Origin of the sequence: Agromyces badenianii, from assembly GCF_003070885.1 — a bacterium.
GTDB lineage: Bacteria > Actinomycetota > Actinomycetes > Actinomycetales > Microbacteriaceae > Agromyces > Agromyces badenianii.
The window spans coordinates 1,558,011-1,581,252 of record NZ_CP028913.1 but is presented as its reverse complement, the minus strand read 5'-3'; the positions used below and the strand labels follow the sequence as shown (position 1 = coordinate 1,581,252).

Genomic DNA, 23,242 nt, shown 5'->3' with positions numbered 1-23,242 from the left:
GTGACGTTCGGCAACTCTTCATGAAGCATCCATGCGATACACTCGAAATCTCGAATGTTCTGCATTCCCAAACTCCTGAGGAGACCGCACGTGGCGCAGAAACCAGAACTCGACCGCGTCGACCGTGCGTTGCTCCAAGCACTCTCGATGAACGCGCGCGCCTCGGGTGCCGCTCTCGCCGCTGAGGTCGGAGTCGCCGAGTCGACTGTATCGCTCCGACTGCGCCGTCTGCAGAGTCTCGGCACCGTGCGCGGGTACCGTGTCGACGTCGACCTGGCGTCGCTCGGGGTCTCGCTCCAGGCGCTCATCGCCATCCGGCTCGTCAAGCACGATCGGAGCGAGATCGATGCGTTCCGGCAAGCCGTGCCGCATCTGCCCGGCGTGATCGGCGTGTTCCACATGGCCGGGGCCGAGGACTATCTGATCCACGTCGCCGCACGCGACGCCGTAGAGCTGCGCGAGTTCGTGCTCGCGTACCTCACGGGGCATCCGGCCGTCGCGCACACCGAGACGAACCTGATCTTCGAACACGTCGACGGAGACGGCTGGAACCGGCTGGTCGGCTGAGTTCCTGCTCCATCGAGACGACTCCCGAGACGGCGGTTCGGTTCTCCGAAATCCTGCCAATCCGCGCGAACCGGGGTCTCGAATCGTGTCCGGCCGATAGCGTGACTGAGGTCGTGCGAGCGGCCGCATGCGATGACGCGGGACGAGCCCAGGCCGCGACAGCCGGGCGCCCGCGATGGACGGGAGCACGATGAACGACCGACCGCCGGCCGGCACGGCCGCCGACCGAGCGAGGTGGCGACGCTACCTCGCCGATGAACGGGCCGAGGCCGCCGTCTACCGTGAGCTCGCGGCACGTCGCGACGGTGAGGAGCGCGGCATCCTGCTCGCCCTCGCGGCGGCGGAGGGGCGCCACGAGGCGCACTGGCTCGCGCTGCTCGGCGGCGACGACCGCGGAGTTCCCCGCGCCGACGTGCGCACCCGAGTGCTCGGCGCGCTCGCCCGGCGGTTCGGCTCGATCTTCGTGCTCGCGCTCGCGCAGCGCGCAGAAGCACGATCGCCGTATGCGAGCGACCCCGACGCCACGGCCGCCATGGCCGCCGACGAGCGCATCCACGGCGAGGTGGTGCGCGGGCTCGCGGCACGCGGCCGCCGAAGGCTCGCGGGCACCTTCCGCGCCGCGGTGTTCGGAGCCAACGACGGACTCGTCTCGAACCTCGCGCTCGTGCTCGGCATCGGCGCCACCGGCGTACCCGCCGCGGTCGTGCTCTTCACGGGCATCGCCGGCCTCCTGGCCGGCGCCCTGTCGATGGGGGCGGGGGAGTACGTCTCGGTTCGGTCGCAGCGCGAGCTGCTCGAGGCATCCGCCCCAGACCCCTCGGCGCGCGACGCACTGCCCGACCTCGACATCGACGCCAATGAGCTCGCACTCGTCTACCGGGCCCGCGGCATGGACGAGCGCGATGCCGTCGAGCACGCCGCGCTCGTCGTCGCCCGGGTGCACGCCGCCGAGCAGGCGCAGACGCCGACCGATGCGCTGAACATCATCGAGCACGATGACGAGGCCGTCGGCACCGGGCTCTCGGCGGCGATCTCGAGCTTCTGCTTCTTCGCCTCGGGCGCCCTGATCCCCGTGCTGCCGTACCTCTTCGGCATGACCGGGCTCGCGGCGATCATCACGGCGACGGTGCTCGTGGGCGTCGCGCTTCTCGCCACCGGTGCGATCGTCGGTCTCCTGTCGGGTGCGTCGCCGCTGAAGCGGGCACTTCGCCAGCTCGGCATCGGCCTCGGCGCCGCCGCGGTCACCTACCTGCTCGGCCTCGCCTTCGGCACGACGATCGTCTAGGAGCTCCCATGTCACGACCCGTCGCCCTGCTCACCGGCGCCGGCCGCCGCAACGGCATCGCCTGGTCGATCGCCACCACCCTCGCCGCTGACGGCTGGGACATCGTGTTCAGTCACCTCGGCGACTACGATCGGCGGATGTCGCTCGGCGGCGACCCCGATCGCGATCCCGCCGCCCTCGTTGCCGAACTTCGGGCACTCGGGGCCCGCAGCATCGCCGTCGACGCCGACCTCGCCGACCCTGCCGTGCCGGGCCGGCTCGTCGCCGAGGCATCCGCTGCGCTCGGACCGGTCCGCGCGCTCGTGCTCTCGCACGCAGAGAGCGTGGACTCCGGCATCCTCGACACGTCGGTCGAGAGCTTCGACCGTCACTTCGCGGTGAACACCCGGGCATCGTGGCTCCTGCTGCAAGCCTTCGCGGGCCAGGTGCCGAGCGGCGGAGGCCGTGTGGTCGCCCTCACGAGCGACCACGTCGTCGGCAACATGCCCTACGGTGCGAGCAAGGGCGCGCTCGATCGCATCATCATCGCGGCCGCTCGCGAGCTCGCACCGCTCGGTATCACCGCGAACCTCGTGAACCCGGGGCCGGTCGACACCGGATGGATGGATGACGAGACACGCGCCGCGCTCACCGCCGCGCAGCCGGGCGGCCGGCTCGGCACCCCCGACGATGCCGCACGTCTGGTGCGATTCCTCGTCTCAAACGACGCCCGGTGGATCACGGGACAGCTGATCATGAGCGACGGCGGCTTCTCGATCTGATCCGCCGCGACCGTTCGACGACCGGCCGCGTCGTCAGCCGGCCGGTGCGGTCACGAAGTCGATGAGCTCCTCGACCCGGCCGAGCAGGGCCGGTTCGAGGTCGCCGTAGCCGCGCACCCGACCGAGGATGTGCTGCCAAGCGCGTGCGATGTCGGCCTGCTCGGCGTGCGGCCAGCCGAACGCGTCGCACACGCCGTGCTTCCACTCGGTGCCCCGCGGAATCACAGGCCAGGCCGCCTTGCCGAGACGGGCCGGCTTCACGCCCTGCCAGATGTCGATGAAGGGATGCCCCACGACGAGCACGTTCGCCGCGTACGGGCCGCGCATGACGGCGTCGGCGATGCGCTGCTCCTTCGATCCCGCCACGAGGTGGTCGACGAGCACACCCGCCCTGCGGCCGGCCGCGGGGCGGAACTCGGCGAGCACGTCGGCCAGCACGTCGACGCCCTGGAGGTACTCGACGACGACGCCCTCGATGCGGAGGTCGGCGCCCCAGACCTTCTCGACGAGCTCGGCGTCGTGACGCCCCTCGACGAAGATGCGGCTCGGCAGGGCTGTCCGCGCTGGCGCGGACTCGACGGCGAACGAACCCGAGGCCGTGCGCAGCCGCCCGGCCGGGGCCTTCGGCTTCGGCCGGACGAGTTGCACTGCCTCTCCGTCGACGAGGAAGCCGTGACCGAGGGGGAACATGCGCTTGGCGCCGAAGCGGTCTTCGAGCACCACGATGTTCTTTTCGATGCCGACGACGGCGCCGCAGAAGCCGCTGTCGGCGAGTTCGACGACGAGGTCGCGTTCGGCCTCGACCGTGGAAATCACCCGGCGGCCGCGCGCCTTCCAGTCGCCGGCGAGCACATCGCCGCCGTAGCGATCGTGGGGGTCGTTGCGGAAATCGTCAGGGGGTGTCGCGGGCACCGGTCGAGGCTAACGGAAGTCGCGTGACCGGTGCGGCGCCGACACGGTGAGTGGTTCGAATCGATCGGCGATGAGGTTCGTGACGCCCTCGCGAGAGCGCTCGAGCATGCCGCGCACGATCATCGCCGGCGCCTCACGCGCGATGCGGCGGTACCGGTTCCAGACCCCGACCCCGGCGATGACGTTCAACGTGCCGGACTCGTCTTCGAGGTTGAGGAAGGTGATGCCGCTCGCCGTCGCCGGCCGCTGCCGGTGCGTGACCACACCGCCCACCTCGATGCGCCGGCCCGTCTCGGCCAGCTGCAGCAGGTCGATGCGGATGACCCCGCGCTCGTCGAGGCGCTCGCGCACATGCCGGATGGGGTGGTCGTCGGGGGAGATGCCCGTGGCCCAGAGGTCGTAGACGACCTGTTCGGCCGGACTCAGCATCGGCAGCAGCGGCGGCTGCACGACGACGACCGAGCCCGCGAGGTACTCCTCGCGGTCGAGGGCCGCCTCGCCCGCGAGCCAGAGCGCCTCGCGTCGCTGAAGCCCGAACCCGTCGAACGCGCCCGCCGCGGCGAGCGCTTCGAGCTGGGCGGCGTCGAGCGCAGCGCGACGCGAGACGTCGGCCATGTCGCGGTAGGGGCCGTGGGCCTCGCGTTCGGCAATGAGGCGTTCGGCGACGGCCTGGCCGATGGAGGAGACATCGGCCAGGCCGAGCCGCACCGCGAAGTCGCCGTCACGGCGGTGCTCGGCTCCGCGATCGGGAGCGCTGCGGTCGAAGTCTCCGACCGGGGCCTGCACGGGCTCGGCGCACGCCTCGAGACCGGTCGGCGCGCGGCATCCGTCGCCGAGCCCGGAGCCGGTGGTGCCGGTGGCGTCTGCGCCGACAGGATCGCCGCTCGTCGCCTCGAGCCCCGCGTGCACCCCCGACCGCAGGATGTCTGGTCGCAGCACTTCGACCCCGTGACGCCGCGCATCGGCGGTGAGCGTCTGCGGCGAGTAGAACCCCATCGGCTGCGCGCGGAGCAGCGCGGCGAGGAACGCCGCCGGATAGTGCAGCTTCAGCCACGAGCTCGCGTAGACGAGCAGCCCGAAGCTCAGGGCGTGGCTCTCGGCGAAGCCGAAGTTCGCGAAGGCCTCGATCTTGGCGTAGATCGAATCGGCCACCTCGCCCTCGATGCCGTTCTCGGCCATGCCCGCGTAGAGCTTCGCCTTCAGGCGTTCGATCTTCTCGACACCGCGCTTCGAGCCCATGGCCCGCCGCAGCAGATCGGCGTCGGCGGCGCTGCAGTTGCCGACCGCGACCGCCATCTGCATGAGCTGCTCCTGGAAGAGCGGAACGCCCAGCGTGCGTTCGAGCACGGGTTCGAGCTTCGGATGCAGGTAGCTGACCGCTTCTTCACCGGTGCGACGCCGGATGTACGGATGCACCGCGCCGCCCTGCACCGGACCGGGGCGGATGAGCGCGATCTCGACGACGAGGTCGTAGAAGCATCGGGGCTTCAGCCGGGGGAGCGTGCCCATCTGCGCCCGGCTCTCGACCTGGAACACGCCGATCGAGTCGGCGCGGCAGAGCATGTCGTAGACCGCCTCCTCTTCTTTCGGCAGGCTCGAGAGCTCCCACACCTCGCCCGTCGACTCCCGCACGAGGTCGAAGGTGTACTGCAGGGCCGCGAGCATGCCGAGGCCCAGCAGGTCGAACTTCACGAGGCCCATCCAGGCGCAGTCGTCTTTGTCCCACTGCAGCACGGTGCGGTGCTCTTTGCGGGCGTGCTCGATGGGGCACACCTCGCCGACGGGCCGGTCGGTGAGCACCATGCCGCCCGAGTGGATGCCGAGGTGGCGTGGAAAGGTGAGCACCTGCCCGGCGAGCTCGACGACGGCGTCGGGGATGTCGTGGTCGTCGGTCTCGACCACGGCGCCCCACCGCTCGACCTGCCGCGACCAGGCGTCTTGCTGGCCGGTGGAGTAGCCGAGCGCCTTCGCCATGTCGCGCACCGCGACCTTCGGCCGGTAGCTGATGACGTTCGCGACCTGCGCCGCGTTCTGGCGGCCGTACTTCGCGTAGACGTACTGGATGATCTCCTCACGACGGTCGGAGTCGAAGTCGACGTCGATGTCTGGCTCTTCATCGCGCAGCGCCGAGAGGAAGCGCTCGAAGGGCAGCCGGTACCCGATCGAGTCGACCGCGGTGATGCGCAGGGCGTAGCAGACGGCCGAATTCGCCGCCGAACCCCGACCCTGGCAGAGGATGCCGCGCCGCCTCGCCTCGGCGACGATGTCGTGCACGATGAGGAAGTAGCCGGAGAAGCCTTTCAGCTCGATGACGTCGAGCTCGCGTTCGAGTCGCTCGCGCACGTGCGGCGGCACACCGGGGTAGAGCTCTTCGGCGCCCTGCCAGACGAGCACCCGCAGCCAGCTCATCGGCGTGTGCCCCTCGGGCACCTCTTGCCTCGGCAGCTTCGGCCGGGCGCTGCGCAGCGTGAACCCGAGCTCGTCGGCGAGGGTCACCGAATGGGCGACCGCGCCGGGGTACCGGGCGAATCGCGCCGCCATCTCGGCGCCGCTGCGCAAGTGCAATTGATCGGATGCCGGCAGCCACCCGTCGAGCTCGTCGAGGCTGCGACGCGCCCGCACCGCGGCGAGGGCCGCCGCGAGGCGATGCTCGGGCGGGGTCGCGTAGTGCACGGCGTTCGTCGCGAGGAGCGGCAGGCCCGCCCGCTCGGCGAGCCCGGCGAGGGCGTCGTTGGCCTGCTGGTCGAACGGATGCCCGTGGTCGAAGAGCTCGACGACGACGTTCTCACGGCCGAACAGCGCGGTGAGACGATCGAGCTCGCGCGCCGCGGCATCCGCCCCGCCGTCGGCGAGCGCACGGCGCACGGCGCCCTTCCGGCATCCGGTCGGCACGACCCACTCGCCGCCCGCCCGCTCGGCGAGCTCTTCGAGGGAGTACACCGGTCGCCCCTTCTCGCCGCCGGCGAGCTGCCCGCCGGTGATCGCTCCGGCGAGCCGGTGGTAGCCGGCCTCTCGCCGGGCGAGCACGAGCAGGTGCTCGCCCTCGGGGTCGGCGAAGCCCTTCTGCGGGCCCTGCAGGCCGAGCGAGAGTTCGGCGCCGAAGACCGTCTGCAGTTCGGGAAAGCTCTCGGCGGCCTCGGCGAAGTGCACGATGCCGTAGAAGCCGTCGTGGTCGGTGACGGCGAGGCCGGTGAGCCCCAGACGCTGCGCCTCTTCGACCAGCTGCTCGGGAGAGGAGGCGCCGTCGAGGAAGCTGAAGTTCGAGTGCGCGTGCAGCTCGGCGTAGGGCACGATCGGCCCGGTCGGCGCCTCGAGCCCCGCTGACGGGCGGTACGGATGCCGTTTGCGACTCCACGCGGGGGAGTCGCCGCCGTCGCCGATGAGCTTCGGGGCACCGGGCCGGCGCACGTCGGAGAGCTTGCGCTCGAGCTCCGACCAGGGGATGCCGGGATTGTTCCAGCCCATCAGTACCGCCCATCGCCCATCGATCCAGCCAGTCGTTCCACACCATCAGCCGGGCTCAGTCGTACCTCGCTTCGGCCCACCAGCCCTCGTCGTCGCGCACGAGGAGCCACGCGCACCCGTCGTCGTCGACGATCTGGAACCGGTGCACGCGCCTCGCGTGCTCGGCGTCCCACCAGCGCTCGACGACCGGCCAGGGGCCCGCCCAGGCCCGAACGGGCGCGGCGACGCCACCGGCGAGCGCGAAGCGTTCGGGGTTCGCCGAGATCACCCCCCGGGCATCGATGGTGACGACGGACCCCCCGGCGTCGAGCAGCCCGATCGGCAGCCGCTCGCGGAACACGCTCGCGGGCGCCAGGGCGGGCAGGCTGCCGGGCCACGGCGCCCCCTCGCCGCCGCGCTCGGGAGCCCGGTCGCCCCAGGGCACGAGCACCTGCCGGTCGGCGAGCATGCGGCCGCCGCCGATCTCGGCGGTGACGACCGCGTCGTGGCCGAGCATGCTCTGCACTCGAGTGAGCCCGTGATGCACGCGCTCGTCGGGACCGCCGCCCCAGAGCCCCTCTTCGTGGTTGCCGGTGGAGTCGATGCGTTCTGGCACGACCCGCAGCCGCACGATGGGCGAGGTGAGCGCGCTGTCGGCGGTGCCCGCGCCCTGCAGCTGCCAGCGCACGCGGTCGACGACGTCGGCGGGTGTGAACCAGCGCGGGTGCAGCCAGCTGCGACTGGAGTGCCCGCCGGCTTCGTCGTCGATCTCGACGCGGATGCCGGTGCACACGAGTCGCTTCGCCCGCATGCGCCCGATGAACTCGTCGGCGCGCACGCGGAAGGCGAAGGCGAGCTGGTCGATGCGGTCGAGCGGCGGCTCGAACTCCTGCGCGACCTCGAACTCGGGCGGCGGCGTGCGGGCGAGCACCCTCGCCTGCTCACGACCCGATGCCCGGTCGTGTGCGAACGCACCGGCCGCGCCGAAGCGCCGCCGCACATCGGCCTCGGGCAGGGCCGCGAACTCGCCGAGGCTGCGCACCCCGAGCCGGTTCAGCAGGACCCCGGTGCGGGCATCGACGACGAGCCCCACCGGCAACGGGGCGATGAACGCAGCGGATGCCCCGGGCGCGACGATGCCCACGGGCGCCTCACCCGTCGGACTCGCCGCCCGGGCCGCCTGCTCGGCTGCGAAGGGCCCGTCGGCGACCCCGACCCGTGCGCCCACCACCCCGAGTGCGGCGACGGTGTCGAGCAGCGCCCGCGCCGCGGCATCCTCGCCGCCGTAGTAGCGGGCTGGGCCGCGGGCGCGCATGGCGAGCGTGCCGGGGCGGATGAGCTGCACCCCGGGCACCGTCTCTTCGACCCGTCGCACGACGGGTTCGAAGACGCGCACGTCGAGTGAGGCGTCGTAGTCGAGCAGGGTGAGCCCGGGGGAGCGGTATTGCGCCTCGCGGAGCTTCAGGCCGCGCACGACGCCGTCGCGCCGGGCCGCCGCCGAGCAGGCGAAGATCTGGCCGCCGTCGGTGAGGGCGATGGGCGCGGCCGGGTCGAGCCCGGCTTCGCGGCAGGCTGCGAAGACGGGCCAATCGGGGCACCAGAGCACGATCGTGCGGGTCGGGTCGACGATCATCAGACGGCCCGCCGCACGTAGTCGTCGAGTCGCACGGGGTCGCCCAGGGGCACCGGCTCGTCGCGCCGCGCCGGGTCGTCGAGCCGCACCGGCGCTCGAGGCGTCTCGTCGACGGCGGCCCGGAAGTCGAGGGAGCGCCCCGGCAGTTGCAGCCGGGAGCGTGCTCGCCGCCCGAACTCGCCGCGCCCGCCTGCCGAGACGACGACGTCGCGGTCGCTGAGGTGCCCGTGCCCGAGCTCGAGCCCGTGCCACTCGCTCGCCTCGACGCCGAGGCTCGCGTCGCTGCCCGGCCACTCGCCGGCGACGAGCAGCACGGTGCCGCGCTGCCTGAGCCTGGCGGTCAACCGCGATGCCTCGGCGGGAGCGACCCGGCCGACCGGTCGCACGGCGACCACGGGAATCACGTCGGCGAGCGCCGCGACCACCGTGAGCCACTGCCGCCCGGGATCGGGCACGAGCACGAGGCGCTCGAGCTCGATGCCGAACCGTGCAGCCGCCTCGACGCCGAACTCGGGCATGCCGGCGACCGCGACCCAGCTCCCGCTCGCAGAGGGGCCGGCGAGGAGCGCCATGAGCAGGGTCGTCGAGCCTTCGACCGAGACGACCGTGCCCTCGCGGAGGCTGCCCCCGGGCAGCACCTGCTCGAGGGCCGGATGCGTGGGCACCGTCTTCGACTCGAGCCGTGTCGCCTGCATCCCGCGGATGCGGGCCTGCAGCTCCTCGACGCGCGAGGGCACATCGGCCGGGGCGAGGGGAGCGGTCATGGTCACCCTCACAGTTTCGAACACATGTTCGAATACAGCAAGTCCATCATGCCGACTGTCCGGAACCGACCCGAAGCGCGAGAAGCCCCGGAAATGCGAGAAGGCCGGATCAGAAAACTGATCCGGCCTTCTCGACACAAGCGTGCGCGAGGGGGGACTTGAACCCCCACGCCCGTTAGGGCACTAGCACCTCAAGCTAGCGCGTCTGCCATTTCCGCCACCCGCGCTCGTGTCAGGCCGTTCCGATTCCTCAGTGGCCCGAGAGAAGACATTAGCACGGATTCCGAGGCGCCCCCGACACGGTGGCCATCGGCGGATGCCCCGGCTAGCGTGAAGGCATGGCCCCGTCACCCACCGACATCCCCCCTGCCGATGAACTCGACGAGACGGCGATCGTCGCACGTGACCTGATCCGCTTCGACACCTCGAACTACGGCGGTGGCACGGCCAACGGCGAGCGCGAGGCCGCCGAATACGTCGAAGCGCGACTGGTGGCGCTCGGACTCGCGCCGCAGCTCTTCGAGCCGGCACCGAGGCGAACGAGCGTCGTCGCACGAGTGCCCGGGCGCGACTCCTCGAAGCCGGCCCTCGTCATGCACGGTCATCTCGACGTCGTGCCCGCAGACGCCCGAAACTGGAGCGTCGACCCGTTCGCGGGCGAGGTGCGCGACGGCATGCTCTGGGGCCGCGGGGCGGTCGACATGAAAGACATGGACGCGATGATGCTGACCGCCGTCGGCGACATCATCGCCTCGGGCTCCCAGCCTGCACGCGACCTCATCGTCGCCTTCTTCGCCGACGAGGAGGCCGGCGGCGGTCTCGGCTCCGGCTGGCTCGTCGATCACCATCCCGAGCTCTTCGACGGAGCCACCGAGGCGATCAGCGAGGTCGGCGGCTATTCGATCACCGTCGGCGGCACGCGCGCCTACCTGCTGCAGACCGGCGAGAAGTCGCTGCTCTGGATCCGACTCGTCGCGAACGGCGTCGCGGCCCACGGCTCCCGGCTCATCCGCGACAACGCGATCACGAAGCTCGCGGGTGCCGTGGCGACGCTCGGCCGCACGGAGTGGCCGATCCGCCTCACCGACACCACCCGCGAGCTGCTCGCCGAGATCGCGGGCGTGCTCGGCGTCGACCCCGAGCAGGTCTCGCCCGACGAACTCGCCCTCGCAACGGGATCGGCCTCGGGCTTCATCACCGCGACCCTGCGCACCACGAGCAACCCCACGCTCCTGACCGCGGGCTACAAGCACAACGTGATCCCCGACCGCGCCGAGGCCCTCATCGACATCCGCACGCTGCCCGGCGAGGAGGACGCCGTGCTCGCCGAGGTGCGCGCGCTCGTCGGCGACGACGTCGAGGTCGAGATCGTGCACCGCGACGTCGGACTCGAGGCCGCGACATCCGGTGCCCTGGTCGATGCGGTGAAGCGCTCGCTCGGCGTGCACGACCCGGGCACCCCGGTCTTCCCGTACCTGCTCTCGGGCGGCACCGACAACAAGGCGCTCAGCCGGCTCGGCATCGCCGGCTACGGCTTCGCGCCGCTGAAGCTGCCAGAAGGCTTGGACTTCCCGGCCATGTTCCACGGGGTTGACGAGCGGGTGCCGCTCGACGCACTAGTCTTCGGTAGGCAGGTCTTGCGCGACCTCCTCCTCGACTACTGACCGAACTCAGTCCAGATCAGCACAGCCCTCCGACTTCCGCGGAGGCGGAAGGCGGATGCCCCACGTGATCGAAGCGCTCATCCTCGGCCTCGTGCAGGGACTCACCGAATTCCTCCCGATCTCCTCGAGCGCTCACCTGCGCATCCTGGGGGAGTTCCTGCCCGGCGCCCAAGACCCCGGTGCGGCCTTCACCGCGATCACGCAACTCGGCACAGAGGCCGCCGTCGTGGTGTTCTTCTGGCGTGACATCGTGCGCATCATCTCGCACTGGTTCGGCTCGTTCACGGGCCGGGTTCCGAGGAACGATCCCGACGCCCGCATGGGCTGGCTCATCATCATCGGCTCCGTGCCGATCGTGGTGCTCGGCATCCTGTTCCAGGATGAGATCGAGACGAGCCTCCGATCGCTCTGGATCGTCGCGACGATGCTCATCGTGTTCGGCCTCATCCTCGGACTCGCCGACTGGGCGGGAGCGAAGCGGCGGGGGCTCGACGACCTGACCGTGCCGCACGGCATCTTCTTCGGACTCGCGCAGGCGCTGGCGCTCATCCCGGGCGTCTCGCGTTCCGGCGGCACCATCACGATGGGGCTCTTCCTCGGGTACGAGCGTGCGGCAGCGGCCCGATATGCGTTCCTGCTCGCGATCCCGGCCGTCTTCGGCAGCGGGTTCTTCCAGCTCGTGAAGAGCTTCGGCGAGCCCGCCGTGTACGGCCCGATCGAGACGGCTGCGGCGACGCTCGTTGCGTTCGTCGTCGCGCTCCTCGTCATCGCGTTCTTCATGAGCTACATCTCGAAGCGCAGCTTCCTGCCGTTCGTGATCTACCGCGTGCTGCTCGGCACGACGATCTTGGTGCTGCTCGGCACGGGGGTGCTCACGGCCTGAGCCGAGGGTTCGGCGCGGGCCGAACCGCCCGTGCGAACTCGGTGCGGGCTCAGCGCGGGCCGTCGCCTCGACCGTCGGCGCGCCCACCGGGCTCCTCGCCGCGGCGGCGCAGGTACCGCTCGAACTCCTGGGCGATCGCCTCGCCGCTCGCCTCGGGCGCGTCGACCGCGTCGCGCGCCTGCTCGAGCTGCGTGATGTAGCCGGCCATCTCGTCGTCGTCGGCGGCGAGCGCGTCGACGCCCGCCTCCCACGCCTTCGCGTCGACCTCGAGGCTGCCGCGGGGGATCGAGAGGCCGGTGAGCTCCTCGACCTTGCCGAGCAGCGCGAGCACCGCCTTCGGCGACGGCGCGTTGTGCACGTAGTGCGGCACCGATGCCCAGAGCGAGACCGTGGGGATGCCCCCGCGCTCGGCCTGGTCGGCGATGACGCTGAGGATGCCGACCGGGCCCTCGTAGCTCGAGCGCTCCACGCCGAGCGCAGACCGCACCTCGGGGTTCTCGCTCGAGGCGAAGACCGCGAGCGGTCGGGTGTGCGGCGCATCGGCGAGCATCGCCCCGAGCAGCACGATGCACTCGATGTCGGCGGCGAGCGCCGCGTCGATGAGTTCGGCGGCGAACCCCTTCCAGCTGCGAGCGGGCTCGGCGCCGATCAGCACGTGCAGGTTCTCGGCGCCCGGGCCGGTGACCCGGTCGTCGTCATCGCTGGCCTCACCGCCCGGTCCCATGATCGCAGCGCCCGGCCACTCGAGCCGGCGCACGCCGTCGTCGCCGACGGAGATCGTCGGGCGGGTGAACTGGTAGTCGAAGTAGAGCTCGGGGTCGACCGCGGAGACCTCGATGAGGCCGAGTCGCTCGACGAGCAGCTTCGCTGCCCCGGTCGCCGCCTCTCCGGCGTCGTTCCATCCTTCGAATGCGACGACGAGCAGCCTTCCGCCCTCGAAACCGGCCGGCTGATTCACTCCTGGTGCCCCGCTTCCCGCCCCGGTTCTCGGGGTTCACCTCCACAATAGGCCGTGCCCGTAGACTTGTCGGTTGTGACCACTCGCCTCCCCGCCGCAGTCCTCTGGGACATGGACGGCACCCTTGTCGACACCGAGCACTACTGGATGGCCGCAGAAGAGGAGCTCATCGAGGCGTTCGGCGGCTCGTGGGGGCCCGACGACGCACTCGCCCTCGTCGGCAGCGGACTCTGGGAGGCGGCGGCCTACTTCCAGGCGAAGGGCGTCACCCTCGACGCCGACGCCATCGTCGCACGGCTCACCGAGCGGGTGCGCGAGCAGTTGGCCGAGCACGGAGTGCCGTGGCGACCCGGCGCCCGCGAGTTGCTGCAGGCGCTGCGGGAGGCCTCCGTGCCGACCGCCCTCGTGACCATGTCGATCCGCTCCATGGCCGATGACATCGTCGCCGCGATCCCCTTCCACGCCTTCGACGTGATCGTCACCGGTGACGCCGTCGAGAACGCCAAGCCGCACCCCGAGCCCTATCTGACCGCGGCCGCGCTCCTCGGCGTCGACATCGCCGAGTGCGTCGCCATCGAGGATTCGCCGACCGGGCTCGCCTCGGCGCACGCCTCCGGCGCGTTCGCGATCGCGGTGCCGAACTTCATCGCGCTCGACGACCTTCCCGCCGGGGCGCTGTGGCCGACGCTCGACGGCACTACGGTCGCCGATGTCGCCGCCCTCCTCACCGCTCGCGAGGTCACCGCGTGACCGCGAGCAGGGGCGAGCAGAGCGGCCCGTTCCGGGTCGGCGACCGGGTGCAGCTGACGGGCCCGAAGGGCCGCCTGCACACGATCACGCTGCAACCGGGGGCGCACTTCCACTCGCACAAGGGGCTGCTCGCGCACGACGACCTGATCGGCCGCCCCGACGGCTCGGTCGTCGCGAACCAGGCGGGCATCGAATACCTCGCGCTGCGCCCGCTGCTCACCGACTTCGTCATGTCGATGCCGCGAGGCGCCGCGATCGTCTACCCGAAAGACGCCGCGCAGATCCTCGCGCAGGCCGACATCTTCCCGGGCGCCCGCGTCGTCGAGGCGGGTGTCGGCTCGGGGGCGCTCTCGCTCTGGCTGCTCCGCGCGATCGGTGCCGAGGGGCACCTGTACTCGTTCGAACGACGTGAGGACTTCGCGAGCGTCGCCCGAGGCAACGTGGCGACGTTCCACGGCGCCGACCCCGAGAACTGGTCGGTCACGCTCGGCGATCTGGCCGAGATGCTGCCCGACACGGTCGCCGAGGCATCCGTCGACCGGGTCGTGCTCGACATGCTCGCGCCGTGGGAGTGCCTCGACGCCGTCTCGGTCGCCCTGAAGCCCGGCGGTGTGCTGCTCTGCTACATCGCGACCGCCACGCAGCTCTCTCGGGTCGCCGAGGCGATCCGCGCCACGGGGGAGTACACCGAGCCGGCCTCGAGCGAGACGATGGTGCGCGGCTGGCACGTGCAGGGTCTCGCGGTGCGCCCCGATCACCGCATGATCGCGCACACGGGCTTCCTCATCACCGCGCGCCGGCTCGCGCCCGACACGGTGCTGCCCGAGCTCAAGCGTCGCCCGTCGAAGACGGAGTTCAGCGACGAAGACGTCGAGGCCTGGACACCCGGCGCGCTCGGTGAGCGCTCGGTCAGCGACAAGAGCCTCCGCAAGCGCGTCAGGCAGGCGGATGCCGCGGCATCCCGTTCGCGCGTGACCGACACCGAGCGCGTGACCGACACCGACCCCCGAGGCGAAGCCGAGTAGGCTTTCAACGCCCTCACCGATCACCCAAGAATCGAGGATCAGTGCGCTCGTCATTCGCGCTCTTCGCCACGGCCGGCATCATCGCCCTGACGCTGTCGGGCTGCGCTTCGGCGCCCGCTCCCGAGGCGGTTTCAGGCGATTCCTCCGATGCGGTCTCGGTCACGGGAGACTTCGGCGAGAAGCCGAAGGTCGAGTTCCCGGCACCGCTCGCACCTGAAGAGACGCAGTGCACGGAGATCATCGCGGGCGACGGCGAGCTGATCGAAGAGGGTCAGTTCGTCCTTCTCGGGGCGTCGCTCTTCAACGGAACGACCGGCGAGGAGGTGCAGGTCGTCGGCTACGACGAGGATCCGGCACCGCTCGCGATCGGCGACGACACGTTGATCGCGTTCACGAAGGGCCTCAGCTGCGCCCGAGAAGGATCGCGGGTCGTCGTCGTCGCGCCGTCTCAGGAAGCCATCCGCCCCTCTGACGACCCGACCGGCGCCGAGGGCGGCGACAGCCTCGTGGCGGTCTTCGACGTGATCCGTGCGTTCATGCCCCGTGCCGACGGCGCGGTGCGGCTCAGCCGCGACGGGTTCCCCGCCGTGGTGCTCGCACCCGACGGCCGCCCCGGCATCACCGTGCCGAAGGGCGCCGACCCCTTCGAGACCACCGAGGTCGAGGTGCTGAAGGAGGGCTCGGGCGAGGTCGTCGAGTCCGGCGACACCGTCGTGGTGCACTACACGGGCGTCAACTGGGCCGACGGCGAGGTCTTCGACTCCAGTTGGGAGAAGGGCGTCCCGATCAGCCTGGTCGTCGCCGACGACGAGGGGAGCCAGGTCATTCCCGGATTCTCGACGGCGGTCATCGGCCAGAAGGTCGGTTCGCAGGTCGGAGTCGTGATCCCGCCGAGCGAGGCGTATGGCGAGCAGGGCAATGGAGCGGTTCCCGGAAACTCGACCCTGTTCTTCGTGATCGACATCCTCGGCGTCGTCTGAGTCGCTTCGGGCGTCCCTCGCCGTAACCGCGGTTCAGTATGATCGCACCTGTGGCAAGCGGCGGAGAGGTCAAGGGCGAGTCGAGGGTCCCCGTCGAGGATCGCCTCTTCAGCCTCGTGCTGGCGCTCCTCGCGACCGAGACGGGGCTCCTCAAGTCCGAGATCCTGTCGACCGTGCGAGGCTACGCCGAGCGCTTCGACAGCGCAGGTCAGAATGCGAATCTCGAGCGGCAGTTCGAGCGCGACAAAGACGACATCCGCGAGCTCGGCATCCCGCTCGAGACCGTCGAGTCGCCCGATCGCCCGGGCGACAACCAGGCATTGCGCTACCGCATCCCGAAGGGACAGTACGACCTGCCCGACGAGGTTCGGTTCACCCCCGACGAGCTCGCCCTGCTCGGCCTCGCCGCCGAGGTCTGGCGTGAAGCCTCGCTCTCGGCAGACTCGCAACGTGCGCTCACGAAGCTCCGATCGCTCGGCATCGAACCGCGTGAGCCGGTGATCGGCTACGCCCCGCGCCTGCGCGTGCGCGACACGGCGTTCGAACCGCTGCGCCAGGCGCTCGATCGGCGTCAGACGGTGCGGTTCAGGTACTTCAAACCGGGCGAGGCCGAGCCGCGGCCGCGCACCGTCGATCCGCTCGCCGTGGTGCTGCACGACGGCCGCTGGCATCTGCACGCCTTCGACCACGATGCCGGTGAATCCCGCACGTTCCTCCTGTCGCGCATCATCGGCGACGTCGCGCCGGTGCCGGGCTCGACCTTCGAGGCGCCGCCGCTCGGCGTGCAAGACCGCATCATCGCGGAGTTGCAGGAGCTGCACCTGCGCAATGTCGCAGACCTCGCGGTGACCGGCGGCAGCGATGCCGAGGTTCGGCTCGGCAAGCGCGCGATCGAGGGTGACGAAGACGCCGGCGTGATCCGCCTGCACTACACGGATGCCGCGGTGTTCGCCGACGAGCTCGCCGCCTACGGCCCCGAGGTGCGCGTGCTCTCGCCGGCGTCGCTGCGGGCCGCCGTGTGCGACCGGCTCCGCGCCGTCGCCGCCGCGCATCGGGAACCAGGGGAGGGGACACCGTGATGGCCAAGCGACCGAAGCCCCTGAGGGCGCCCGACAAGCTCGTGTTCCTGCTCTCGTTCGTGCCGTACCTGCTCGAGCAGCGCGTCGTCGACGTGGCCGAGGCCGCGGCCCACTTCGGCCTCTCCGAAGACGAGATCCGCCACGCGGTGCGCCTCATCGCCACCTCGGGACTGCCCGGCGAGACCGGCACGTACCAGCCCAACGACCTCTTCGACATCGATTGGGACGCGTTCGAAGACGACGATGTGATCGTCATCGTGCATCACGTCGCGATCGACGACGCCCCGAGGCTCTCGGCCCGCGAGGCCGCCGCGCTCATCGCCGGGCTGCAGTACCTCTCGGCATCGCCCGAGAACGCCGGCCGAGCCTCGCTCGCCTCGCTCATGGCCAAGCTCACCGCCGGCGCTTCGGCGGCGCCCAGTCGACTGGCGGTCGCCGAGTCCGAAGCGGATGCCTCGCTGGCGCTCATCCGCGAGGCGGTGACCGGCGGCCGGCAGCTCGAGTTCGAGTACCGGAATGCGCTCGGCGTTGCGGGCAGGCGCCGCGTCGACCCGTTGCGCATCCTGTCGCAAGACGCCGACTGGTACCTCCAGGCCTACTGCCACACGCGCGAAGACGTGCGCAACTTCAGGGTCGATCGCATGAGCGAGCTGCTCGTCTCCGACGCGCCGATCGGCGACCACTCCGATCGCATCGTTCCTGACACGCTCTTCCAGGGCTCGGAGACCGACCTCGACGTCGTCGTCGATGTCGCGCCCGAGACGCTGCCGCTGCTCGCCGACTACCTCGCCGACTCCCGGACCGAGTCGGTCGATGGACGCCTGCGGGTGACCCTGCGACTCGCTCACGTGCACGGGCTCAAGCGCCTCGTGGCGGGTCTGCCGGGGCTCGTGACCGTGGTAGCGCCGGCAGAGGCGCGCGCCGTCGTGGCCGAATGGGCTGCCGCAGGGCTCGCGGGCTACGCAGATCCGGCGGCATCCGATGCATCCCGAGCACCCGATGCCGGGCCGCACCACCCCGCCATCGACGACAGGTAGACTGTCGTCACCCGCATCGACGAATGGACGAACCCCCATGTGGCAAGGCTTCACCGGTTGGCATGCACTGATCATCCTCGTGGTCATCCTGCTGCTCTTCGGAGCTCCCAAGCTCCCCGCGCTCGCCCGCAGTCTCGGCCAGTCGATGAAGATCCTCAAGAGCGAGGTGCGCTCCGACAAGACCGACTCTGACGCGCCCGTCGACGAGACGCCGAAGTCCGACGGTCCGGATTCCGGCAAGAACTCCTGACTCCGGTGACCGCGGTGAAAGATCGCGGCGAGAAGGACCGCGAGAAGCGGATGTCGCTCGGTCAGCACCTGATCGAGCTCCGCAAGCGCCTGTTCTTCGCGGCGATCGCGATCGTGGTGGGCACCGGCCTCGGCTGGTGGCTCACCGATGCGTTCATCTGGGATGCCCTCCAAGAGCCGGTGGCCCGGGTGGCCGAGGCACGGGGCGACGACACCGCCATCATCTTCCAGACGATCTCGAGCTCGTTCGACCTGATGCTCCAGATCGCCTTCACGATCGGCATCGTGATCTCGAGCCCCGTGTGGCTCTACCAGATCTTCGCGTTCCTCGTGCCCGGGCTGAACAAACGCGAGCGTAGATTCACCCTCGCATTCTTCGCGACGGCGATCCCGCTGTTCTTCGCGGGGTGCGCCGCAGGCTGGTTCGTGCTGCCGAACATCGTGAAGCTCATGACGAGCTTCGTGCCCGAGGGCGGTGAGACGCTCCTGACCGCTAAGGAGTACATCGACTTCGTGCTGAAGCTCGTCGTGGCCATCGGCATCGCCTTCGTGGTGCCCGTCTTCGTCGTGCTGCTGAACTTCGCGGGCGTCATCAGCGCCGCGGCGATCATCAAGTCGTGGCGGGTCGCGATCCTCGTGATCGTGCTGTTCACCGCTGTCGCGACGCCGTCGGCCGATGTCGTGTCGATGTTCATGCTCGCGATCCCGATGATCGGCCTGTACTTCCTGGCCTGGTTCATCACCCACCTCCATGATCGTCGTGTCGCACGCCGGAACGCGCTCGAATTCGGGGAGCCTGTCTAGGCTGGAGAGGTGATGAGCCTCTCGCCGGCCGAGCGTTATGCGCTCTCTCGCCGGCAACGCCGCCAGCCGCGTCTTGCCGAGTTCGCCGCAGGGCAGCGATTCGACCTCGACCCGTTCCAGCTCGCGTCGTGTGCGGCGCTCGATGAGGGTCGCAGCGTGCTGGTCGCGGCACCGACCGGTGCGGGCAAGACGGTCGTGGCCGAGTTCGCGGTGTTCCTCGCCATGCAGGAACCCGGGGCGAAGGTCTTCTACACGACTCCGATCAAGGCGCTCTCGAATCAGAAGTACCAGGAGTTCGTCGACACGTGGGGCGCCGATTCGGTCGGCCTGCTCACGGGCGACACGAACGTCAACTCGGGCGCGCGCATCGTCGTGATGACGACCGAGGTGCTGCGCAACATGCTCTACGCCGATTCGCCGCTGCTCGACCGCCTCGCGTACGTGGTCATGGACGAGGTGCACTACCTCGCCGACCGGTTCCGCGGTGCGGTGTGGGAGGAGGTCATCATCCACCTGCCCGAGGAGGTGCGCCTCGTCTCGCTCTCGGCCACCGTCTCCAACGCCGAGGAGTTCGGAGACTGGCTGCAGGCCGTGCGCGGCGACACCGACGTCATCGTCTCCGAAGAGCGACCGGTGCCGCTCGAGCAGCACGTGCTCGTGAAGTCCAAGATGCTCGACCTCTTCGACTCCTCCGGCCAGGCGGCGACCCACCGGGTGAACCCCGAGCTCAAGCAGCTCGCGAGAGCCGGCGGCCGATCGATCTCGGGGCGTTCCACCCGCGGCCAACGCGGAGGCGATCGCGGCCGCTACCACCGCGATGCACGCGGCAACGGGCGGGCGGACCGCCCGGAGGTCGTCGCGATGCTGCAGGGTAAGAACCTGCTGCCGGCGATCGTGTTCATCTTCTCGCGCGCCGGGTGCGACCAGGCGGTGCGGCAGGTGCTGCGCAGCGGCATCCGACTCACCGAATCCGCGGAGCGAGCCGAGATCCGGCAGATCGTCGAAGCGCGCGCCCGCATGCTGCGCGATGAAGACCTGGCGGTGCTCGGCTACTGGGAATGGCTCGAGGGCCTCGAGCGCGGCGTCGCCGCCCACCACGCGGGCATGCTCCCGGCGTTCAAGGAGATCGTCGAAGAGCTCTTCCAGTTGAAGCTGCTGAAGGTCGTGTTCGCGACCGAGACGCTCGCCCTCGGCGTCAACATGCCGGCGCGCTCCGTCGTGCTCGAGAAGCTCGAGAAGTTCAACGGCGAGGCCCGGGTGCCGATCACGCCGGGGGAGTACACCCAGCTGACGGGGCGGGCGGGTCGCCGCGGCATCGACGTCGAGGGCCACTCGGTCATCCAATGGGTCGACGGCCTCGACCCCGAGGCGGTCGCCTCACTGGCGTCGCGCCGCAGCTACCCGCTCAACTCGAGCTTCCGCCCGACCTACAACATGGCCGTGAACCTCATCGACCAGTTCGGTCGGGAGCGCACCCGGCAGATCCTCGAACTCTCCTTCGCTCAGTTCCAGGCCGATCGGGCCGTCGTCGACCTCGCACGCACGCTCCGCAAGCAGGAGGAGTCGATGGCGGGCTTCGAGCAGGCGATGCAGTGCCATCTCGGTGACTTCGGCGAATACGCCGCGCTCCGACGCCGCATCGGCGAGATCGAGCGGCAGTCGTCGCGCGGAAACCCGACGCACGGCCAGCGTGAGCGGATGCAACGCGAACTCGCTGCGGCGCGCAAGGCGATGCGCGCGCACCCGTGCCACGGTTGCGCCGAACGCGAGTCGCACGCCCGCTGGGCCGAGCGGTGGTGGCGCCTCAAGCAGGAGCACGAGCAGCTCTCGCGCCAGATCCGCACCCGCACCGGGCAAGTGGCGAAGCGGTTCGACCGGGTGACCGAGGTGCTCGAGTCCCTCGGCTATCTCGATCGCGATGCATCCGGCTCGCTCGTTTCGACCGCGTCGGGGCGCATTCTCAAGCGCATCTACGGTGAGCGCGACCTGCTCGTGGCGGAGTGCTTGCGGCGCGGTCTCTGGGACGGCCTCGACGAGCCGGGTCTCGCCGCGATGGCCGCCGCGCTCGTCTACGAGCCTCGACGCGACGACAGCGGTGTCGAGTACCGGTTGCCGCGCGGCCGGTTCCGCGAGGCGTTCGAGCGCACGAGCGACACGTGGAGCGTGCTCGACGACCTGGAGCGCGAGCATCGCCTGCCGGGCAGCGACGTGCCCTCGCCCGCGCTCGCCTCGGCGATGCACGCGTGGGCGCGTGGCACCGGGCTCGGCACGGTGCTCGCCGACACCGAACTCGCAGCCGGTGACTTCGTGCGTCTCACGAAGCAGGTGGTCGACCTGCTCGACCAGGTCTCGATCGTCGCCGATTCAGAGCTCGGGGCGACCGCGCGTGCCGCCATCGACGCAGTTCGCCGGGGCGTCGTCGCCTACGGCACGGTCGCCTGAACCGTCGGCGCGGTCGCTTAGGCTGATCTGGTGCCCGAGAACGCCGAACGACCGCTGTTGCCCCTCTGGGCCGCGGTGCTCGTCGCGGTGGCCGGCGGTGTCGTCTACGACCTGGGCTTTCCGGGTGCCGGTATGTGGCCGGCCGCGTTCCTCGGCATCGCCCTCGCCCTGATCAGCCTGATCGGCCGATCGTCGTGGGGCGCAGCCCTCGTCGGGTTCGCCTTCGGCCTCTCGTTCTACCTGTTCCAGGTGTCGTGGACCTCGCTCTACCTCGGACCGGTGCCGTGGATCGCCCTCTCGGTGCTCGAGTCGCTCTTCGTCGCGGGCGGCGGCGTGCTCATCGCTCTCGCCTACCGATGGCTCCCGCAGGTCGGCGGCTCGCAGTGGGTACGGCTCATCGCGCTGCCGCTCGTCGTGGCCGGGCTCTGGTGCGTGCGCGAGGCGGCGACCGGCAGCATCCCCTACGGCGGTTTTCCCTGGGGGCGTGCCGCGCTCAGCCAGTCGGAGAGCCCGTTCGCCGAGGTCGTCTCGTGGATCGGCTCGACGGGACTCGGCTTCGTGATGGTCGCCATCGTCGCGGGCATCATCGAGTGGATCCGGCTCGCGGGATGGCGCCGACCGGTCACGGCCGTGCCGGCCGTGCTGCTCATCGCGGCGACCGCGCTCGTGCCGGCATGGCAGACGACCCCGGCCGGGGAACTCCGGGTGGCGAGCGTGCAGGGCGACGGACCGGCGGGCTACTTCGACGAACGCGAGCCGGGCGACGTGCTGGCCGCGCAGCTCGCGGCGACCGAGCCGATTCTCGACGTGCCGGGCATCGACGTGCTGCTCTGGCCCGAAGGCGGCTCCGACATCGACCCGACGCGGAACGAGTGGGCCGCGAGCGTCTTCGACCGCCTCGGCGAGACGCTCGACGCACCGATCGTGCTGAACACCGTGACGACCGAAGACGATCTCTACTTCAACTCGTCGTTGCTCTGGCGTGCCGGCGAGGGAGCCGTCGACCGCTTCGACAAGCGCAATCCGGTGCCGTTCGGCGAATACATCCCCGACCGCTGGTTCTTCGACGCGATCGCCGGAGACCTCACCGGACTCATCCAGCGGGGCTACACCGCGGGCACGAACGCACCGGTGTTCGACCTCGGCGATGCGGTCACGGGGCTCGCGATCTGTTTCGACGTCATCTACGACGAGGTCATGTGGGAGGGGGCGCGCGACGGCGCGCAGCTCTACATGCTCCAGACGAACAACGCCGACTTCCGCGGCACCGACGAGAACGAGCAACAGCTCGCGATCGCGCGACTGCGGGCCGTCGAGACCGGTCGCTCGGTCGTGAACATCTCGACGGTGGGCACGAGTCAGGTCATCGACCCGGCGGGTCGCACCATCGATTCGCTCCCGGCCTATGAGCCGGGCGCCATGGTCACCGACGTCGAGTTGCGCGATGGCCTGACGCCGTCGGTGGTGCTCGGCGCGAGCGTGCCTCTCGTGATCTCGATCGGCTCGCTGGCGGCGCTGGTGGCCGCCGGACTCATCGCCCGCCGCCGGTCTCGCGACCGCGGCGACGATGAGCCCGATGTGTCGAGTGCGGCCTAAGCGCCGATCTTCTGCTGACCGCGACGGGCGCGCAGGTAGCTGAGACGCTCTTCGAGCAACTCCTCGAGCTCGGCGCGCGTGCGTCGCTCGAGCAGCATGTCCCAGTGGGTGCGGGCGACCTTCTCGCCCGAACGGTCGATCTCGACCGGCTTCGAGTCGACGAGCAGCGTGGCGGATGCTCCGCAGTGCTTGCACTCCCACGACTCGGGCAGCTCGGCCTCGGTGGAGAACGTCATCACGGTCTCATGACCGCAGGTCTCGCAGCGATAGGTGTACTCGGCACGGTCGGCGAACACCACGCCGTCTTCACTCTGCAGGCTCTGGGCGCCGATGCGCATGCCTCGAAGGCTCCTGTCCGCCATGGCGTACTCCTCTCGCTCGCCTACATGTCTAAACGATCAAGCTGGGC

At 70.4% G+C, this 23,242-nt stretch carries 20 protein-coding genes and 1 tRNA gene; 14 read left to right on the top strand and 7 right to left on the bottom strand.

From position 1 onward, the window contains the following. The first annotated feature begins 90 nt into the window (after window positions 1–90). The 3 genes from DCE93_RS07510 to DCE93_RS07500 all read left to right on the top strand — a co-directional run bounded on the left by DCE93_RS07510 (window position 91) and on the right by DCE93_RS07500 (window position 2,613). Complete coding sequence (locus DCE93_RS07510; protein WP_235825252.1) at window positions 91–567, top strand: Lrp/AsnC family transcriptional regulator; 477 nt, start codon at window positions 91–93, stop codon at window positions 565–567. 190 nt (window positions 568–757) lie between these two features. After that, complete coding sequence (locus tag DCE93_RS07505) at window positions 758–1,852, top strand: VIT1/CCC1 transporter family protein (RefSeq protein ID WP_108596650.1); 1,095 nt, start codon at window positions 758–760, stop codon at window positions 1,850–1,852. A gap of 8 nt (window positions 1,853–1,860) precedes the next feature. Then, window positions 1,861–2,613: an SDR family oxidoreductase gene (locus DCE93_RS07500; protein WP_108595337.1), complete on the top strand. Its 753-nt coding sequence runs from the start codon at window positions 1,861–1,863 to the stop codon at window positions 2,611–2,613. A gap of 33 nt (window positions 2,614–2,646) precedes the next feature. On the opposite strand, the gene DCE93_RS07495 is transcribed toward DCE93_RS07500, so the two are convergent. The 5 genes from DCE93_RS07495 to DCE93_RS07475 all read right to left on the bottom strand — a co-directional run bounded on the left by DCE93_RS07495 (window position 2,647) and on the right by DCE93_RS07475 (window position 9,593). Next, entirely contained in the window at window positions 2,647–3,525 is an 879-nt protein-coding gene (locus tag DCE93_RS07495; RefSeq protein ID WP_108595336.1) for a DUF3097 domain-containing protein, read from the bottom strand. Between the two features lie 9 nt (window positions 3,526–3,534). Next, window positions 3,535–6,990, bottom strand: a complete 3,456-nt coding sequence (locus DCE93_RS07490; RefSeq protein ID WP_108595335.1) for an error-prone DNA polymerase — start codon at window positions 6,988–6,990, stop codon at window positions 3,535–3,537. Between the two features lie 55 nt (window positions 6,991–7,045). Then, complete coding sequence (locus tag DCE93_RS07485) at window positions 7,046–8,602, bottom strand: DNA polymerase Y family protein (RefSeq protein WP_108595334.1); 1,557 nt, start codon at window positions 8,600–8,602, stop codon at window positions 7,046–7,048. Further along, complete coding sequence (locus DCE93_RS07480; protein WP_205647409.1) at window positions 8,602–9,366, bottom strand: hypothetical protein; 765 nt, start codon at window positions 9,364–9,366, stop codon at window positions 8,602–8,604. The genes DCE93_RS07485 and DCE93_RS07480 overlap by 1 nt, the downstream gene beginning before the upstream one ends. A gap of 143 nt (window positions 9,367–9,509) precedes the next feature. Then, window positions 9,510–9,593, bottom strand: a tRNA-Leu gene (locus DCE93_RS07475). Window positions 9,594–9,704: 111 nt separating this feature from the next. Here DCE93_RS07475 and DCE93_RS07470 point away from each other — a divergent pair. Together DCE93_RS07470 and DCE93_RS07465 are read left to right on the top strand one after the other, a co-directional pair. Continuing rightward, entirely contained in the window at window positions 9,705–11,030 is a 1,326-nt protein-coding gene (locus DCE93_RS07470) for a M20/M25/M40 family metallo-hydrolase (RefSeq protein ID WP_108595333.1), read from the top strand. 55 nt (window positions 11,031–11,085) lie between these two features. Continuing rightward, window positions 11,086–11,913, top strand: coding sequence for an undecaprenyl-diphosphate phosphatase (locus DCE93_RS07465; protein WP_108595332.1), 828 nt, complete (start codon window positions 11,086–11,088; stop codon window positions 11,911–11,913). A gap of 49 nt (window positions 11,914–11,962) precedes the next feature. On the opposite strand, the gene DCE93_RS07460 is transcribed toward DCE93_RS07465, so the two are convergent. Further along, window positions 11,963–12,871, bottom strand: coding sequence for a PAC2 family protein (locus tag DCE93_RS07460; RefSeq protein WP_244284117.1), 909 nt, complete (start codon window positions 12,869–12,871; stop codon window positions 11,963–11,965). Window positions 12,872–12,946: 75 nt separating this feature from the next. Here DCE93_RS07460 and DCE93_RS07455 point away from each other — a divergent pair, with 75 nt between their 5' ends. The 9 genes from DCE93_RS07455 to lnt are packed head-to-tail and all read left to right on the top strand — an operon-like array spanning window position 12,947 to window position 22,833. Further along, on the top strand, window positions 12,947–13,621 hold the full coding sequence (locus tag DCE93_RS07455) for an HAD family hydrolase (protein WP_235825255.1): 675 nt from the start codon (window positions 12,947–12,949) through the stop codon (window positions 13,619–13,621). After that, window positions 13,618–14,646: a tRNA (adenine-N1)-methyltransferase gene (locus tag DCE93_RS07450; protein ID WP_108595330.1), complete on the top strand. Its 1,029-nt coding sequence runs from the start codon at window positions 13,618–13,620 to the stop codon at window positions 14,644–14,646. Before DCE93_RS07455 ends, DCE93_RS07450 begins: the two co-directional genes overlap by 4 nt. Before the next feature lie 41 nt (window positions 14,647–14,687). Further along, on the top strand, window positions 14,688–15,626 hold the full coding sequence (locus DCE93_RS07445) for an FKBP-type peptidyl-prolyl cis-trans isomerase (protein WP_108595329.1): 939 nt from the start codon (window positions 14,688–14,690) through the stop codon (window positions 15,624–15,626). Window positions 15,627–15,676: 50 nt separating this feature from the next. Next, complete coding sequence (locus DCE93_RS07440; RefSeq protein WP_235825256.1) at window positions 15,677–16,705, top strand: helix-turn-helix transcriptional regulator; 1,029 nt, start codon at window positions 15,677–15,679, stop codon at window positions 16,703–16,705. Further along, on the top strand, window positions 16,705–17,742 hold the full coding sequence (locus DCE93_RS07435) for a helix-turn-helix transcriptional regulator (protein ID WP_108595327.1): 1,038 nt from the start codon (window positions 16,705–16,707) through the stop codon (window positions 17,740–17,742). The genes DCE93_RS07440 and DCE93_RS07435 overlap by 1 nt, the downstream gene beginning before the upstream one ends. A gap of 37 nt (window positions 17,743–17,779) precedes the next feature. Next, complete coding sequence (gene tatA / locus DCE93_RS07430) at window positions 17,780–17,992, top strand: twin-arginine translocase TatA/TatE family subunit (protein ID WP_108595326.1); 213 nt, start codon at window positions 17,780–17,782, stop codon at window positions 17,990–17,992. 5 nt (window positions 17,993–17,997) lie between these two features. Further along, on the top strand, window positions 17,998–18,795 hold the full coding sequence (tatC, locus tag DCE93_RS07425; protein ID WP_338027554.1) for a twin-arginine translocase subunit TatC: 798 nt from the start codon (window positions 17,998–18,000) through the stop codon (window positions 18,793–18,795). A gap of 12 nt (window positions 18,796–18,807) precedes the next feature. Beyond that, window positions 18,808–21,237, top strand: coding sequence for a DEAD/DEAH box helicase (locus DCE93_RS07420; RefSeq protein WP_108595325.1), 2,430 nt, complete (start codon window positions 18,808–18,810; stop codon window positions 21,235–21,237). Between the two features lie 30 nt (window positions 21,238–21,267). Then, a complete protein-coding gene (gene lnt, locus DCE93_RS07415; RefSeq protein ID WP_244284116.1) occupies window positions 21,268–22,833 on the top strand; it encodes an apolipoprotein N-acyltransferase in 1,566 nt (521 codons plus the stop codon). Here lnt and DCE93_RS07410 read toward each other — a convergent pair. Continuing rightward, window positions 22,830–23,195, bottom strand: a complete 366-nt coding sequence (locus DCE93_RS07410; RefSeq protein ID WP_108595324.1) for an RNA polymerase-binding protein RbpA — start codon at window positions 23,193–23,195, stop codon at window positions 22,830–22,832. The genes lnt and DCE93_RS07410 overlap by 4 nt on opposite strands. Between the last annotated feature and the right edge of the window lie 47 nt (window positions 23,196–23,242).